The organism is Leeuwenhoekiella nanhaiensis (assembly GCF_002744755.1).
Classification (GTDB): Bacteria; Bacteroidota; Bacteroidia; order Flavobacteriales; family Flavobacteriaceae; genus Leeuwenhoekiella; species Leeuwenhoekiella nanhaiensis.
The window spans coordinates 153,354-169,247 of the sequence record NZ_KZ319290.1; the positions used below are offsets into that span (position 1 = coordinate 153,354).

A 15,894-nucleotide genomic window follows, 5' to 3' on the forward strand; every position below is an offset into this window, starting at 1 on the left:
GCAAAGATGTATCTTTGCCGCAGCAATCACAAATTCATAACGTGCGGTATTTTATTGACATAGCTTACGAAGGAACCTTATATCACGGCTGGCAACGTCAGCCTAATGGCCTAACCGTACAGGAAGAGCTTGAAAAAGCCTTAAGTACGCTGCTTAGAACTGATATCGCGGTTACCGGTGCCGGTAGGACTGATGCGGGAGTACATGCCACTCAGCTTTTTGCACATGTTGATTTTGAAAAGAAGTATAACCCGGAAGACCTCGGCCAACTTGCTTTTAGATTAAACCGGTTTTTGCCTCAGGCTATCGCTGTTAATCAAATAATTGCGGTTACTGCAGAAGCTCACGCCCGCTTCGATGCTACTGAGCGCAGTTATGCGTATTTTATTCATCAAAAGAAAAATCCATTTTTGGTAAATCAATCCTATTTCTTTGAAGCGGAAGTTCAGGTGGAATTGATGAATGAAGCTGCAAAACTGCTTTTGGGCAGGCAGGATTTTAAATGTTTCAGCCGGTCAAATACAGATGTGAAAACTTATCTTTGCGACATTAGGGAAGCGTTCTGGAGTCACGAAGAAGACCGATTGGTTTTTAGGGTTACTGCAGACCGATTTTTACGCAATATGGTGCGTGCCGTAGTAGGAACCCTGCTCGATGTAGGGCTTCAAAAAACGAGCATAAACGATTTAAAAGAAATTATAGCCAGTGGAGAGCGATCAGAGGCCGGTGCATCTGCTCCCGCTCACGGTTTATACCTCACCGCAGTGCGTTACCCCGAAGAAATCTTTATCCCGTATGGCAGATAGTAAAGGCAATGCTTTTGATTTTGGCTTATTTAAAAAGCTATTGAGTTACACGCGTCCTTATAAAGGGCGAATGTATTTTGTTGGGCTTTCGGCAGTATTAATTTCTGTTTTTGCGGTTTTACGTCCCATTTACATCGAGTATGCGATGGACCTTGGGATGCAGCCTAAAAATATGGATACCCTGCTCTATTATATAGGCTTGAGTCTGTTAGTGCTTTTGGGAGAATCTATTTTTCAGCTACTCTTCATTTACTTTGCAAACTGGCTGGGACAGCAAGTTGTTCTTGATATACGTACCAAGCTTTTTAATCATATGATTTATTTTAAAAAGCAGTATTACGATAAATCTGCTGTGGGCCGACTGGTTACACGGGCTGTAAATGATATTGAAACCATCTCCAGTATTTTTAGTCAGGGGCTTTTTATGATCATAAGCGATCTTCTTAAAATGCTGGTGATCGCAGGAGTTATGCTTTATAAAAGCTGGCAACTGTCGCTTATTGTATTTGTGATTTTGCCTTTTATACTTTATGCCACCCGGGTTTTTCAGCGTAAGATGAAAGTAGCTTTTGAAGAAGTGCGTACGCAGGTAGCTAATCTCAATTCTTTTGTTCAGGAGCGTGTTACCGGGATGAAAATCGTTCAGATCTTTTCAAGAGAGCGCATAGAACGGGAAAAGTTTAATGAGATTAACCAGAAGCACATGCGGGCCTGGAACAAAACCGTGTGGTACAACTCCATTTTCTTTCCCATTGCCGAAATGGTTACTTCAATCACAATAGGTTTGCTGGTATGGTATGGCGGGTTGCGTGCTGTTGAAAACGATGTGATAACCATAGGTCTAGTAACCGCTTTTATTCAGTTTTCGCAAATGTTATTTACTCCTTTGCGCCAAATCGCAGATAAATTCAACACCCTGCAAATGGGAATGGTAGCTGCCAATCGTGTTTTCGGAATTCTGGATACCGATGCGCGTATTAAAGACGAGGGAACCCGCGAACTAGATCAAATTAAAGGGGACATCAGTTTTCAGGATGTGCGTTTCAGTTACTTAGAGGGCGAAGAGGTTTTACGCGGAATTAATCTGGAAGTTGCAGCTGGGCAGACGGTGGCTATTGTGGGATCTACGGGAGCCGGAAAATCGACGATTATAAACCTTTTGAGTCGTTTTTATGAAATAGACAGCGGTCATATCTTAATTGACGGTACAGATATTCAAGATGTGAAAATCGCTTCATTACGTTCAGAAATAGCCGTGGTTTTGCAGGATGTATTCCTCTTCGCAGATTCCATTTTGAATAACATCACGCTTAATAATCCCGATATATCGGAAGAAGATGTGGTAAACGCGGCAAAGGCTATTGGCGTTGATAAATTTATATCGAGCCTGCCTGAAGGTTATCACTACAATGTAAAAGAGCGCGGAGCTATGCTAAGCAGCGGGCAGCGCCAGCTTATTGCATTTTTAAGAGCCTATGTAAGCAACCCCAGTATTTTGGTTTTGGATGAAGCTACCTCTTCTGTAGATTCCAATTCAGAGCAGCTTATACAGAAAGCCATCAATAAGATTACTAAAGGTCGTACATCAATAGTGATTGCGCATCGTTTAGCCACCATCAAAAAGGCTGATAAAATCATCGTGATGGAAAAGGGTCAGATTGTTGAAATGGGCAATCATAAAAGCCTTCTCGAAAAAGAAGATGGTTACTACCGAAAGCTATACGAAGTACAGTTTGCTGCAAATTCGGAGTCTGTTTAACCCAGGCCCGATTTTAGGATAAATCTTTACGTATAATGTCTACCAGTTCGGTGGTATTTTTAAACAATACAAATTCGCCGTCTTTCAGATAGCTGATGTTGCCGGTTTCTTCACTAACCACAAGGGCGACAGCATCCGTTTTTTCGGTAATACCCACAGCGGCTCTGTGCCGAAGCCCAAAACGCAAGGGAATGTTACGTTCATTTGAAACCGGAAGAATGGCTCTGGTGGCTACTATTTTGTTGTCTTCAATAATCGCGGCGCCATCGTGCAGGGTCGAATTTTTAAAGAAAATACTTTCGAGTATGGGGCGGTTGACCTCCAGGTTCATCTCGTCTCCGGTTTGCTTTACAAAATCAAGATTGGTAGTGCGTTGAATGACAATAAGTGCACCGGTTTTATCTTTCCCCATCTTTTCGCAGGCATCAACGATTTCTTCTACTTTGGTGAGGGAGTTGTCCTGATCCTCGTCCTGAAGAAATTTAATGTGCTTGAGAAAACCTGATTTGCGACCGATGTTTGTAGAACCAATCATCAGCAAAAACTTGCGAATCTCCTGCTGAAATACCACAATTAGTGCAAACATCCCGGCACCTATAAATTGGCCCAGAATGGTGCTCAGCATTTCCATCTGAAGCAATTGTGTGATCTTCCAGATTACCCAGATGATGCAGATTCCCAGAAAAATATTGATGGCAACGGTACCTTTAACCAACTTGTAGAGGTAGTAGAGTAGTGTGGCCACTAATAAAATATCGACTAAATCGAGTATTCTAAAATTTTCAAGAATGTCCAAAGATGCAGTGGTTTTTTGTAAAAATAGGGCAAATAATACGGTTGACTTCTATTGTAAAGCTTTTTAAATATTACAAAATACTTCTGAGTAAAACAGGAATCAATAGAAAAACTATAAAAATAGTTGTTTAACTATAATTTTCGTTTTATGTTTGTATTGCGTTAGGGATTAAGGCATTGTTGGAGCGCATTTGCTGCCATACCAGATGGAAGCAAATCGCGACTGCCGCAAGCCCGCCCGAACGCCCTAAAACTTTATATCCCTATGGAAAAACTGACCAATAAAGAAGAAGAAATTATGCACGTTTTATGGAGGCTTGAAAAGGCTTTTGTAAAAGAAGTGCAGGCTGAACTGCAGGATGAAAACCTGCACTACAATACCGTGTCTACCATTGTGCGTAACCTGGAAGAAAAGGGGTATGTAGGGCACAAGGCCTTCGGGAAAACCCATCAATACTACCCTCTGGTAAGCCGTGAATCGTACGGAAAGAAATTCTGGAATGAAGCAACGCGCCGGTTTTTTGACAGTTCGTATAAAAATATGGTTTCGTTTTTTGCGCAGGAGGAAAAAATCACGGCCGATGAGTTGCGGGAGATTTTAGAGTTAATTGAGAAAAAGGAGTAATATGGATTTTCTCATTTACATACTAAAAAGTACCGCCGTATTGAGTCTGTTTTATCTCATTTATTTGGCTCTGTTAAAGAATGAAACCTTTTTTGATACCAATCGCAAGTTTCTAATAGGTGGAATTCTGATAAGCTTCATGTTACCTTTAATGAAATTTACCCGCACTGTTTACCGGGAATTGCCGGTCTTTGATTTTCCCATAACCGAAGCTGAGGTTGCCGTGGCTGAAATACCTCAAAATTCATTTGAGTTTGGAATTTGGGAAGTAGCATTAAGCCTTTATTTTTTGGGAGTTGTAGTGATGACCTTTCTTTTCTTAAGGAAACTGTTTGGGCTGTTGCGTTTTTTCAGAAGTCAAAATTATACGGTTCAGGATGGATTCCGCGTCATTCAGGCTGATGGTCTTGAAGCGCCTTTTTCTTTTTTTAAATATATCGTGGTTGACCAACATCAGTACACAGCTCAGGATTTTGAAATGATCCTGGAGCACGAGCAAACTCACGCGCGCCAATACCACAGCCTCGATACACTTTTTATGCAACTGATGCTTATTATCAACTGGTTTAATCCGCTGGCGTGGTTTTACAGGAGTGCTGTAATACAAAACCTGGAATATCTGGCAGATGCCACCACAGCCGGAAAGCTAAACAGTCGTAGAAATTATCAATTGGCACTGGTTAAAGTTGCCGTACCCGGTAAGGTACCTGCCCTGACGAATTCCTTTTATCAATCATTCATCAAAAAACGAATAGTTATGTTAAACAAGCAATCATCAAGCAAAACCAATCAACTAAAGATGGCGGTCGTGCTACCGGTTCTCGCCGTATTTATCTGGGGTTTTAATTTTAAAGAGGAGGTGCGTTATGTTGAATCGAATACTTCAGGTTTAGGAGAACAGCCCGAAGTGGAAGTAGCGGTTAAGGCTTCAACAGTTGAAAAAGAATCTGAAGCCACTGATGAGAATCTGAAAGCTACTACGCAGTCTTCTAATGACGATAAGCAAACCCGAGCTACCCATCTGCAAGCCGGTACTGTGCAGACTTCATTTAAGCGTGTTATCACCAATACGTTTACTAAAAGTGATCTGGATGCTCTGGCTAAAGAATTGGAATCAGATTATCAGGTGATCCTTTCGTTTTCAAAACTGGATTATAATGATGCCAGTCAATTGGTTGGGATCAAAATCAGTCTGAAGGATAAATCTTCCGGTAATCAATCGAGCTCTTCCTATTCAGGGAGTACGCCTCTCAATGATATTGTAATCTACCGAAGTGAGGATGGTACGTTTGGCGTGGTTAGCGGTAGAAACTCAATGGTTCAGGCTCAGTCGATGACTGAAGCGGAATACGAGGCATTTAAGGAACGAACAGAGGCCCGTGTAGCTGAGACTAAAGCCAGAGTAGCCGAAAGACGGGAAGAATTGGAAATGCGCAAAGCGGAAATGGAAGCAGAAGTTGAATTGCGTAAAGCTGAGATCGAAGCTGAAATGGAATTACGGAAAGCGGAGCTTGAAGCACGACGTGAACTACGGGAACAGGAAATGGAGGCTAAACGTGCAGAAATGGAAGAGTTAAAAGTAATGGGCTATGGAAGGTCTGGTTCGGCAACTCATAACAGCCGTTTTAAAACACCAGATAGTTCTAATTTAAGGCCAAAAGAGATACTATTATATGGCGCCCCAAAAGACGGGTTCAGTATTCGTACATATGGTACCGGAGAAAACTCTGATGAACAACCTCTTTTTATAAAAGATGGCAAAGAGATTAGTCATGAAGAACTTAAAATGATTGATCCCGAAGACATCGAATCTCTTTCAGTGTTAAAGGATGCTTCAGCAACTGCGCTTTATAAAGAAAAAGGTAAAAATGGCGTGATATTGATTACTACAAAATCGAAGAAAAACTAAACTTTTTTCAGGTGTGTAAAAATCCGCTGCAAAATCATTTGTAGCGGACTTTTTATTCGCTAAAATGATGAAAACACCTTTTTACACAAAAAAAACAGATCAAATTTCCCCTTGAGATTTTAAAAAGCTTTCAAAACAGCCCTTCAAGAGTTACATATGCTAATTTAAAATGGATTTTAGATTGACGAATGTTATGTAACTGAAGTATAAGGCATTTCAATTTTCAGGTGTAGTCATTTTTTTACTTACAATACTGCATTCAGTTTTATCAATAGTTGTGCAATTGCTTGTGGGACTGATTTTTACTTCCGTATTTGTGGTCAAATAGAAATCAATCAATCAAAAATCACAATCATGGTCACACTTATTTTAACAATTATTGAAACCATTTTCGGATAATCCTAAAATAGTCATAACACCTTCTGTAAGCGCGCGCAGAACGATGTTAAAAGCTTAAATTTGAGATGCTCACGCACTCAAAACCGGAAATCCAATTATGAAAAAGAAGTTTTTTAAAACGCTTGCCAGGCTGAATAAAAAAGTACTCCCCAGCCTTACGAAAAAAGATGTTGACCTGGCTAAAGCCAACAAACTACAGCTAGCCCTATTCGGGTATAAGTTATGGGTGACAAAAAATGCTTTAGACTAAATATGCATTAAACTGTGCAGGGCGTAGTTTTTGAGTTTTTCCCTTCCGTTTAGGAAACCAAGTTCCATAAGAAAGTTACATTGCACAACTTTCCCACCGCAGCGTTCTATAAGTCTGCATGCCGCCGAGGCGGTTCCACCTGTTGCCAAAATATCATCGTGTACAATCACCAGTTCGCCCTGCTTAATACGATCAGCCTGAATTTCAATATGATCAGTTCCGTATTCCAGAGCATAGCTTTCACGCAGTACGTTACCGGGTAGTTTTCCGGGTTTTCGTACAGGGACAAACCCCAGACCCAACTGCTGAGCCAGTAAGGTGCCAAACAAGAATCCACGACTTTCAATACCTACTACTTTTGTTGCTTTTATATCGTGCAAACCTTTCGACAGGAGCTCTAATGCGTGACCGGTCGCTTCCGGACTCGCCAATAAGGGACTGATATCTTTAAAAATGATTCCTTCTTTTGGAAAGTCGGGTACGTCTGAGATGTAATTTTTAAGATCCATAGTTTTGGTTTTGATTTTAGAGGGTCGGGATGTGTGTAAACTAATTCGCAAAATATATCTTTAAAGCTACAAATCGTAATCAATACCCCATGGAAATTTTAATGAGTCAGTTTTTTGGAGCGCTTTATGGTTTTTTGGCCATTGTTCTGGGAGCCTTTGGCGCTCACGCTTTAAAAAAGCGTTTTACAGCCGAACAGCTTTCGAGCTTTGAAACCGGAGTCAAATATCAAATGTATCACGCACTTCTTTTACTGATGCTTAGCTTTAACCTGAGTTTTAACACCACCTTGGAAACTGTTGTTATTTCGTTTTTTATTCTGGGAACTTTGCTGTTTTCGTTTTCAATTTATGGCTTATGCCTTACCGGTGCAGCAGGAAAGAAGTGGAAATGGCTGGGGCCTGTGACACCTCTTGGAGGCCTGCTTCTGGCCGGCGGTTGGGCTGGTCTGATATACCTCTTTATTAAGGATTTTGTATTCTAAAAAAAGAAAGCTCCAGATAAATCTGAAGCTTTCGCACTTATGTATAATTAACGCTAAAAATTCTATGTTATTAAAGGCGGCTAATCCAAATAAATAAACTCAAATTTCGTAGTCAATCTAATTACTTAAAAGACGACCTGAAATTGGTGATGTGACAAAATTTTACCCAAAAAAAGTAAATTTAACATTTATTGGCAGTTCCCATTTTTAAATTCCAAATACGGCTACCTTTTTTAGAGTTTTGCCGGGAGCATTTTCGCTTTTCAGAAGATCCTGATAGTCCATTACATTCGGAATACGATCCAGTTTGCACAGAACAGTTACTGCCTCACATAAACCCTCAAAGAGTATATCTTTAGACTTACGGTCTTGAGGTCTGAAGGAATTGCGCTTAAGGGGTAATTGGAAACCACAACCCCTTAAAAAGGCGGCTTCTATTTTTAATAATTCGTTTGGAGAATAGCCCTGAAAACGTTTGTTGAATGCCTCATTTACCTGGCCAACATAGCTTAGTCTCAACGAACCGTGACCTTCGGTAAGATGTTTCCAGCTGTCTGTATTATCGAGAATATTTCCCACCGCGCAGGATTTGCAGCATTCGGGATCTAACGTATTGTTGTGGAATGCCCGGTAGAGTTTTTGAATGGCATTCTCAAATCTTGAATTTCTCATCGCATTTTTCTTTTTCTAAAGTTACAAAATCTCTACTAAGTGTTATTTGTTGGCCTTTAATCTTTTAATTAAGCATTTTTTCATTTTCTTTACTAGGTCATTACACAGCAAACGAGTTTCCATGTTTAAGAACCTTTTCATTATACTGGTAATTGGTTTTTTAAGTCTCTCTCCCGAAGTCTGCGAGCTGGTCGCTCAGCAAAGCAGTGAAGAAGAATACATCAAAGCTGAATTATTTAGAGCTCAGGAACTCGCCTACAGTAATTTTGATGATGCGATAACTACCCTTACAGAGGCATACCTCTATACAAAAGAACATAAGATACCGCTACTTACTGCCGAAGTATTGTACACCGCAGGCTGGATTTATTATGTAAAAGGAATGTATGACGAGTCGCTCACTCATTTTGTGGAGGCTCGTAATCTTTTTAGAGAGCAGGAAGATTTTGCCGGTGAAGGAAAATCGCTCATGGGAAACGGTCTGGTTATACAGGCTTTAGATCGGCATAAGGAAGCGATCTCTATTTTTAATCAGGTGTTGAAAATTTACGAGCAGCATCAGGTCGAAGAAAAAAAGGCTTCGGCTTATATCAATTTATCCATATCCTATATTGAGCAAAAGGAATTTGCAGAAGCAACACGGGTTTTAGAAGAAGCCCGAAAATTTGCTGAGCGCTATGAACTAACCAGCATTTTACACCATTACCATAATAAATCAGGTGAGATTGCCTATCAAATGAATGAGTTTGATACTGCAATACAACATCACCTGGCGGTTTTAAACGATGCCGATACTAAAGAGGCTAATGCCTGGGAAAAGTCTTATGCTTACGCCGGGTTGGCTCAGGCTTATCTTGCGAAAGGTAATCTCAGGCTGGCAGAGACCAATGCTTTACAGGCGATGGATTATGCCAGAGGATCACAATCTATCTGGGACCTGGAGCGTAATTCGGCCATTTTAGCATCGGTTTATGAGGCACGAGGAGAATCTCAAAAAGCCTATGAATCTTTAAGGGAAAATCAGCGTTACCGGGATTCACTTTATGACATCAAAACTACCCAGCAGGTCAATGTGATGCATCTCGAAGAAAAAGAGCTCGAAAATCAGCGGCTTACTGCTGATATGGAGCTTAAGGAAACAGAATTACAATCAAAAAGGATCCAAATCATTGCCCTGGGTGTTTTTGCGTTGTTACTGGTGCTAATTCTATTTTTAACCTGGAAAAACTACAAACAGAAAGGCCGGTTTGCCGAAGAATTACGTCAAAAGAATCGGGTAATTGAGGCTAACCAGGCAACGCTAGTAAAGCGTAATGATGCGCTTTCAACGCTTGATGAGCACAAAAACAAACTCTTTACGATAATCTCTCACGATTTACGTTCCCCCATAAGTTCCATTCAGCAGACATTAGTATTAGCCGAGGCAGATTTGATAGGTCCTGAAGAATTTACGAAGCTCACAGGGGATCTTAAAAAGCAGACCGATGCCACTTTAGTGATGATTGATAACTTATTACAGTGGTCACATTCCCAGCTTGACGGGGTGCTTGTAAACCGATCAGCAATAGACTTGGTCGAAACGGTTTCAGCCATTTTATCAACGTATGAGGCCGGGGCGGCCTTTAAGGATATTAAGCTCAAGCATCATAAACCAGAGGGACTTCCACGTATTTTAGTAGATGCCGGGCACCTTTCGGTCATTCTTCATAATTTGATTTCAAATGCTTTAAAGTTTACTGCAGAAGGCAAAAAAATAGAATTGGATTACGAGCAGCAGGCTGATGAGTTAACGCTAAAGATTATTGATGAAGGCACCGGGATGAATGCCGAAAAACTGCAGGAAATTAAATCGAATCAGGAACAAATCCTGTCAAAAGTGGGCACCGCGTTAGAAACCGGAACCGGTCTCGGTTTAATGGTAGTTAAACAATTTCTCGAACTCAATGAGGCTACGTTTGATATTCAAAGTACGCCCGGAAAAGGTTCTACCTTTTTTGTTTCCTTCAAAACAGTGCCGGCTGATACAGATTTATAGAGAGGTGTTCAGTTTAATGGATTCTGCTTTTAATCCCCTGCCACTTACCTGTAATTTGATAGTACCTTGTTTTTCGGAAGACTGAACCAATACGACCAACTTTCCGCTAAACAATTGCATTGTGGGTTTATGAAATAACTCCAGCGAAGTTGCATCACCATTACAGGCAGCACGAAAGCTTCCGGCACCGGTTACATTAAAATTGAGTTGATTTGTCGCGGTAGGGCAGGGGATGCCGTTTTTATCCACTACCGATACCGTGACAAACGCAAGATCTTTACCATCTGCTTTAAGATTGGTACGATCTGCTTCCAGCTTTAAGGCATGGGGTTTCCCTGCGGTTTTAACTTCTTCCTCAGCAACAGGCTTGTTGTTTTCGTCTAAAGCTACCACTTTTAAAGTTCCGGGTTCATAGATTACGTCATTCCACATCAGGCGATACCGTGTTTGTGGAGTAGAATCGTTTTTGATTTGAATTCCCTGGCTTTTTCCATTGACAAATAATTCGGCACGATCGTAACTGGTATAAGCAAAAACCGGAGTCTTTTGGCCTTCCCGACCTTCCCAGTTCCAATGAGGCAGTATATGCAGCGTTTCATCCTGCGTATTCCAACGGCTTCGGTACAAATAATACCGATCTTTGGGTATGCCTGCAAGGTCTACCATCCCAAAATAGCTGCTGCGTGACGGCCAGCTGGTATCGTAAGGCGTAGGCTCGCCCAGATAATCAAAACCCGTCCATACAAACTCACCAATCACCCAGGGTTTATCGTCCTGCAGAATGAAATCGTCTTCGGGTAAATTTGACCAGCTGCAATATTCCAGATCGTAAGAAGAACTTTGAAAATCGGGATATTCTTTCATACTCGCCTTTACAACCGGAAACTTATAAATGCCACGCGAACTAACCGTCGAGGCGGTTTCAGAACCCAGAATAAACCCCTGAGGAAATTTCTCATAGGCCTCTTCGTATAGATGCACGCGGTAATTGAGTCCGGGAACGTCGAGAATAGCTCCAAAACCAGATTCCATCGTCGCTTTAACCTGATCCATTCCTACGGTTACGGGACGGGTGGGGTCTTCTTTATGAAACAATTCCTGAAGCCATCTCGCTCTTTTTACACCTGCGCTTCCGTACTGGTCAGGAACTTCATTGCCCGCACTCCACATCACGATTGCGGGATGGTTTCGCGTAGCGCGGACTAAATTTTCGACATCGCGTTTGGCATAGTCATCAAAAAAGCGGTTGTAGCCATTTTCGACTTTTGGTTTCTTCCACTCGTCAAAACTTTCCGCCAAAAACATAAAACCCATCTCATCGGCTAACTCCAGTTGCTCAAAAGAGGGCATATTGTGCGCGCTGCGAATGGCATCACAGCCCAAATCTTTTAAAATCTGCATCTGCCTGCGCAGCGCAGCTTTGTTAACCGCAGTTCCAATAGGCCCCAAATCGTGATGCAGGCAGACGCCCTTGAATTTGCGGGTTTTACCATTAAGCTGAAAGCCATTTTCTGCGGAATAATGTATCGACCGAATACCAAAGGTGGTGGTGACTTCATCTTTAAGTTCATCACCGGCGTACAGTCTGGAAACGGCTGTATAGAGGTAGGGATTTTCAGGACTCCACAAATGAGGTTTTTCAACTTTTATATGCTGCTCAAATTGATTCAGGATAGATTGTGTGGTTGCATTTTGAGCGATTTTATTTCCTTCAGCATCATAAAGAGTCGTCATCAACCGAAGATTCTCGCCCGTAAATTTTGTTTTTATAGTAACCTGTGCGACTTCTGCTGTTGCCACCGGAGTGGTTATTGTAGTTCCCCATTGGTCAATGCTTTCGGCATTTTTAATGACAATGCTAACCGGTCTGTATAGGCCTGCCCCGGGATACCAGCGTGACGAAAATTCTTCATTAGAAAGTTGAACGGCAAGGGTATTTTGACCCTCAAGAAGTTTATCACTGATGTCAAAATAGAAATAGGCATATCCATAAGCCCACTCGCCAATTTTCGCTCCGTTGAGGTAGACCTGCGGTTCGCTCATCGCCCCTTCAAAAAGGAGAATAGCCTTTTTGTCTGCTGCGAAATCTTTAATATCAAAGGTATTACGATACCAGCCGGTCCCGGTAAAAGGAAGGGCGCCGGTGCGACCTGTTTTTTCTGTTGGTATTTTCTCGCCGTTTTGAGTAATGGCAACGGTTTGTTTGTCTATTTCCTTATCAAAAGGTCCGTAAATAGCCCAGTCGTGAGGCACAGTTACCGTCTGCCAGCCCGAATCGTCAAAACCTATTGCTTCAGCAGTCGCTGCATCGCCTTTATGAAATTTCCATCCTTTTTCTAATTCGATTACAGAACGGGATTGGGCAGCACAGATGACTGATGTAAATGATAAAAGTAAAACGAAAATATTTTTCATGTTTTTAAGAAATAGAATTACAAAGTTAGATCGTGTTATGTTGATACGAAAACCCGCATAAATACTATTGTCAGACATAATTGACATCTTATCAAATAGTCAAAATAACTATAAGTGAATTGAAGTAATTGCGGTTTTGTCCCTTTTTTTTAAGAAAATTTATAGTATTTTTAATGTGAAAAATACACTTATTAAACAATCAACTATGTTAAACAACAACTTTAATTGGAGCAGAGCAGCCACATTTCGTACTCTGCTATTCTTACTAATGGTCCAAATTGTAAGTTATGGACAGACAAAAAAGGAAGTGCAGGGTGTTGTTACTTCTGAAAACGGGATGCCTATTCCAGGTGTGAACGTAACAGTAAAGGGAAAATCTGTAGGTGCAGTAACAGATTTTGATGGTAATTATACCATTGAAGCTGATAGCGGAGATATACTTGTTTTCAGTTATGTAGGCTTCAAACCCACAGAAATTACAGTAGGTAGTGAAAGTCAAATTGATATTAGTCTGCAGGAAGATACCGCTAAACTTGATGAAGTGGTTGTAGTGGGTTACGGTAAACAGCAACGTAATACTTTACCTGGGGCAGTTTCTGAAATTAAATCAGAACAACTTGAACAAAACCCTACTGCAAACCTAAGTAATGCCTTAGTTGGGCAAACTTCTGGTATAATTGCTACCCAACGATCTGGTGAGCCCGGTCGCGATGGGTCTCAAATTTTTATAAGGGGTATAGGTACTACCGGAGATGCATCGCCAATTTATGTAATAGATGGTATTGTGCGTACCGCTCGAGATTTTTCACAACTTAACGCTAATGAAATTGAATCATTTACAGTTTTAAAAGATGCAGCCAGTGCTGCGGTATTTGGTGTACGGGGTGGTAACGGTGTTATTTTGATTACAACTAAGCGTGGTAAAAAAGGAGTAATGCAAATTAACCTAACCACAACTCTTGGTGTTCAGGAGCGTACACGTGACCCTAAGTTCTTAAGTGCTTATGAATATGGTAGCTTATATAATGAAGCACTAACCAATCAAGGTGATGAACCTCTTTATACTGAGCAAGAGTTGGAGCTATTTAGAAACGGTAGTGATCCTGACAATTACCCAAACACGAATTGGTTTTCAGTACTTAATAAAACCGCTTTAATTCAGACTTATAATATTTCGGCAAACGGTGGATCTGAAAAAATTCAGTATGCGACTTCTTTTGGCGTTTTAGATCAGGATGGGATTGTTCCTAATGACAATTTCAAACGATATAATTTTCGATCAAATATTGATGCAGATGTAACAAATACGACACGTCTATCTTTTGATGTTTCAGGTCGTGATGAAAAAATCACATCAATAGGAAGCCCCGAAGTTTTTAGATGGCTTACTTCAACCCGTCCAGATATGCAGCCCATTAAATGGTCTAATGGAGGATACTCTAACGGGCCTGCCTACCTTACGCTTCCTGAAAACGGATACCGTAAAGAAGGAATTCAGGCTTTTAAAGGAAGAATTGAACTGGAGCAAAAGCTTCCTGTCGAGGGTTTAACAGTACGAGGAATTGCTGCGTATGATAAAACCCTAACTGACGTAAAAAATTGGTCTTACATTAAAATCCCATTTTACACTCAAGACGGTAATGGTGGTTTTGATGAGAGTGTAAGTGGAGCGGATGCACCTTCTTCGCTCTATCAAAGCAATAACGATTTTCAATCATTAACCTTACAAGCTCATATCAATTATGAACGTTCATTTGGAGATAGTGATATTTCAGCTTTAGCTCTTTATACGCAAACTCAGGAAAAATGGAGATTCTTAAGCGCTTTCAGAGATGGTTATACATTGGCAATTGATGAAATCGATTTCGGAGGTACTGCAAATCGTAATAATAGTGGTTACTCAGGAAGCAGCGGCCGTAGAGGTCTGGTAGGAAGGATTAACTGGACGTATAAGGACAAATATATCCTCGAAGGAAGTTTTAGAGCTGATGCTTCAGAGCAATTTGCTCCAGGTAAACGATGGGGCTTTTTCCCATCGGCATCTGCAGCTTACGTGTTGAGTAAAGAAGCTTTTCTGGAGAATTCAGAAACTATTGAGTTCTTAAAGTTGAGAGCCTCTTATGGTGTGCTAGGTAATGATAGAATAGATAATCAGCGCTTTCTTTATTTGCAATCCTATAATGTAAATGGAAATGCAGTTTTTGGTAATGGAGATGTGCAGCCTGCCATATTTGAAGGTAATTTGGCTAATCCCGATGTAACTTGGGAAACGGTTAAAAAATTAAACGTAGGTGTTAATTCTATCTTGTGGGATGGTGCACTTACTGTAAATGTTGATTATTTCTTTGATCAGCGAAGTGATATTTTAGGATATCGTAATCTGACTGTTCCTGATTTATTAGGTGTTAATCTTCCTATTGAAAATCTCGTTGAGATTAATAATAGAGGTTTTGAACTTGAATTAGGGCATCGTAATTTTCTATCTGATGATTTGAGCTATTCGCTTAATGGTAATCTAACCTTTGCGCGAAATAAAGTGATTTTTATTGATGAACCGGAAACAGAGAATCCAAACATTAGACGCACGGGTTTACCACTGGGAACGCAATTTGGTTTACGTGCTTTAGGACTTTTCCAATCTCAGGAAGAAATAGATAATGCTCCTACTCATTTTGGGGATACTGCACCAGGTGATATTCGATATGCCGATGTAAATGGTGATGGCTTAATTGATGATAATGACCGTGTTGCCATTGGCCCCTCTAATACCCCAGAGATTATCTATGGTATTCGCGGAGGTATTGAATATAAAGACTTTGATTTCTCTTTCTTATTTCAAGGTGCTGCGAGAGTAAGACAATATTACAGTGGCGAAGCAGCTTGGCCATTCTTTTTGGGTACCGGTAATGCTTATGAAAAGAACTTAGACCGATGGACACCTGATAATACAGATGCCAGTGAGCCAAGAGTGCTCATAGATGCGACTAATAATCACAGAGGTTCCTCTTTTTGGTTGAGAGATGCATCGTACATCAGATTAAAAAACATTGAAATTGGTTATAATTTACCTGTTAGTAGCGAGAATAGTTTCATTCGTGGGATGCGTATCTATGTAAATGCAAATAACGTAGCGACCTGGACCAAGATTGAAGATTACGATCCTGAAAATGATAATGGACGAGGTTGGGGATATCCACAATTACGCATTTGGAATGTGGGATTAAATATGAATTTCTAA

12 protein-coding genes are annotated in these 15,894 nt (G+C 40.8%); 8 read left to right on the plus strand and 4 right to left on the minus strand.

Features of this window, described 5'->3' with window-relative positions; genetic code table 11:
• The first annotated feature begins 14 nt into the window (after nucleotides 1–14).
• Together truA and CJ305_RS09575 are read left to right on the plus strand one after the other, a co-directional pair.
• Nucleotides 15–806, plus strand: coding sequence for a tRNA pseudouridine(38-40) synthase TruA (truA, locus tag CJ305_RS09570; protein WP_223248848.1), 792 nt, complete (start codon nucleotides 15–17; stop codon nucleotides 804–806).
• Nucleotides 796–2,565 carry an ABC transporter ATP-binding protein gene (locus CJ305_RS09575; protein WP_099646045.1) on the plus strand — a complete coding sequence of 590 codons (1,770 nt, stop codon included), beginning with the start codon at nucleotides 796–798 and terminating at the stop codon, nucleotides 2,563–2,565. Before truA ends, CJ305_RS09575 begins: the two co-directional genes overlap by 11 nt.
• Nucleotides 2,566–2,578: 13 nt before the next feature.
• Here the strand turns inward: CJ305_RS09575 and cdaA are convergent, their stop codons facing one another.
• A complete protein-coding gene (gene cdaA, locus CJ305_RS09580; RefSeq protein ID WP_099646046.1) occupies nucleotides 2,579–3,361 on the minus strand; it encodes a diadenylate cyclase CdaA in 783 nt (260 codons plus the stop codon).
• A 264-nt stretch (nucleotides 3,362–3,625) separates the two neighbouring features.
• On the opposite strand from cdaA, the gene CJ305_RS09585 reads away from it, so the two are divergent.
• From CJ305_RS09585 to CJ305_RS09595, 3 genes are all read left to right on the plus strand, one after another.
• On the plus strand, nucleotides 3,626–3,985 hold the full coding sequence (locus CJ305_RS09585) for a BlaI/MecI/CopY family transcriptional regulator (protein WP_099646047.1): 360 nt from the start codon (nucleotides 3,626–3,628) through the stop codon (nucleotides 3,983–3,985).
• Nucleotide 3,986: 1 nt separating this feature from the next.
• The gene (locus tag CJ305_RS09590) at nucleotides 3,987–5,894 is read left to right on the plus strand and encodes a M56 family metallopeptidase (RefSeq protein WP_099646048.1); all 1,908 of its coding nucleotides are present in this window, start codon (nucleotides 3,987–3,989) and stop codon (nucleotides 5,892–5,894) included.
• Between the two features lie 496 nt (nucleotides 5,895–6,390).
• Nucleotides 6,391–6,543 (plus strand): SsrA-binding protein, encoded by a 153-nt coding sequence (locus CJ305_RS09595; protein WP_099646049.1) that lies wholly within the window; start codon nucleotides 6,391–6,393, stop codon nucleotides 6,541–6,543.
• Here CJ305_RS09595 and CJ305_RS09600 read toward each other — a convergent pair.
• The gene (locus CJ305_RS09600) at nucleotides 6,540–7,052 is read right to left on the minus strand and encodes an adenine phosphoribosyltransferase (RefSeq protein ID WP_099646050.1); all 513 of its coding nucleotides are present in this window, start codon (nucleotides 7,050–7,052) and stop codon (nucleotides 6,540–6,542) included. The two genes, CJ305_RS09595 and CJ305_RS09600, sit on opposite strands and share 4 nt — an antisense overlap.
• A gap of 89 nt (nucleotides 7,053–7,141) precedes the next feature.
• On the opposite strand from CJ305_RS09600, the gene CJ305_RS09605 reads away from it, so the two are divergent.
• Nucleotides 7,142–7,534 carry a DUF423 domain-containing protein gene (locus CJ305_RS09605; RefSeq protein WP_099646051.1) on the plus strand — a complete coding sequence of 131 codons (393 nt, stop codon included), beginning with the start codon at nucleotides 7,142–7,144 and terminating at the stop codon, nucleotides 7,532–7,534.
• A gap of 207 nt (nucleotides 7,535–7,741) precedes the next feature.
• Here CJ305_RS09605 and CJ305_RS09610 read toward each other — a convergent pair whose 3' ends face one another.
• Nucleotides 7,742–8,206 carry a Na(+)-translocating NADH-quinone reductase subunit F gene (locus CJ305_RS09610; protein WP_099646052.1) on the minus strand — a complete coding sequence of 155 codons (465 nt, stop codon included), beginning with the start codon at nucleotides 8,204–8,206 and terminating at the stop codon, nucleotides 7,742–7,744.
• Nucleotides 8,207–8,327: 121 nt separating this feature from the next.
• On the opposite strand from CJ305_RS09610, the gene CJ305_RS09615 reads away from it, so the two are divergent.
• Nucleotides 8,328–10,241 carry a tetratricopeptide repeat-containing sensor histidine kinase gene (locus CJ305_RS09615; protein WP_099646053.1) on the plus strand — a complete coding sequence of 638 codons (1,914 nt, stop codon included), beginning with the start codon at nucleotides 8,328–8,330 and terminating at the stop codon, nucleotides 10,239–10,241.
• On the opposite strand, the gene CJ305_RS09620 is transcribed toward CJ305_RS09615, so the two are convergent.
• Nucleotides 10,236–12,656, minus strand: a complete 2,421-nt coding sequence (locus CJ305_RS09620) for a glycoside hydrolase family 2 TIM barrel-domain containing protein (RefSeq protein WP_099646054.1) — start codon at nucleotides 12,654–12,656, stop codon at nucleotides 10,236–10,238. The two genes, CJ305_RS09615 and CJ305_RS09620, sit on opposite strands and share 6 nt — an antisense overlap.
• Before the next feature lie 268 nt (nucleotides 12,657–12,924).
• Between CJ305_RS09620 and CJ305_RS09625 the strand changes: the two genes are divergently transcribed.
• Nucleotides 12,925–15,894, plus strand: coding sequence for a SusC/RagA family TonB-linked outer membrane protein (locus CJ305_RS09625; RefSeq protein WP_189319418.1), 2,970 nt, complete (start codon nucleotides 12,925–12,927; stop codon nucleotides 15,892–15,894).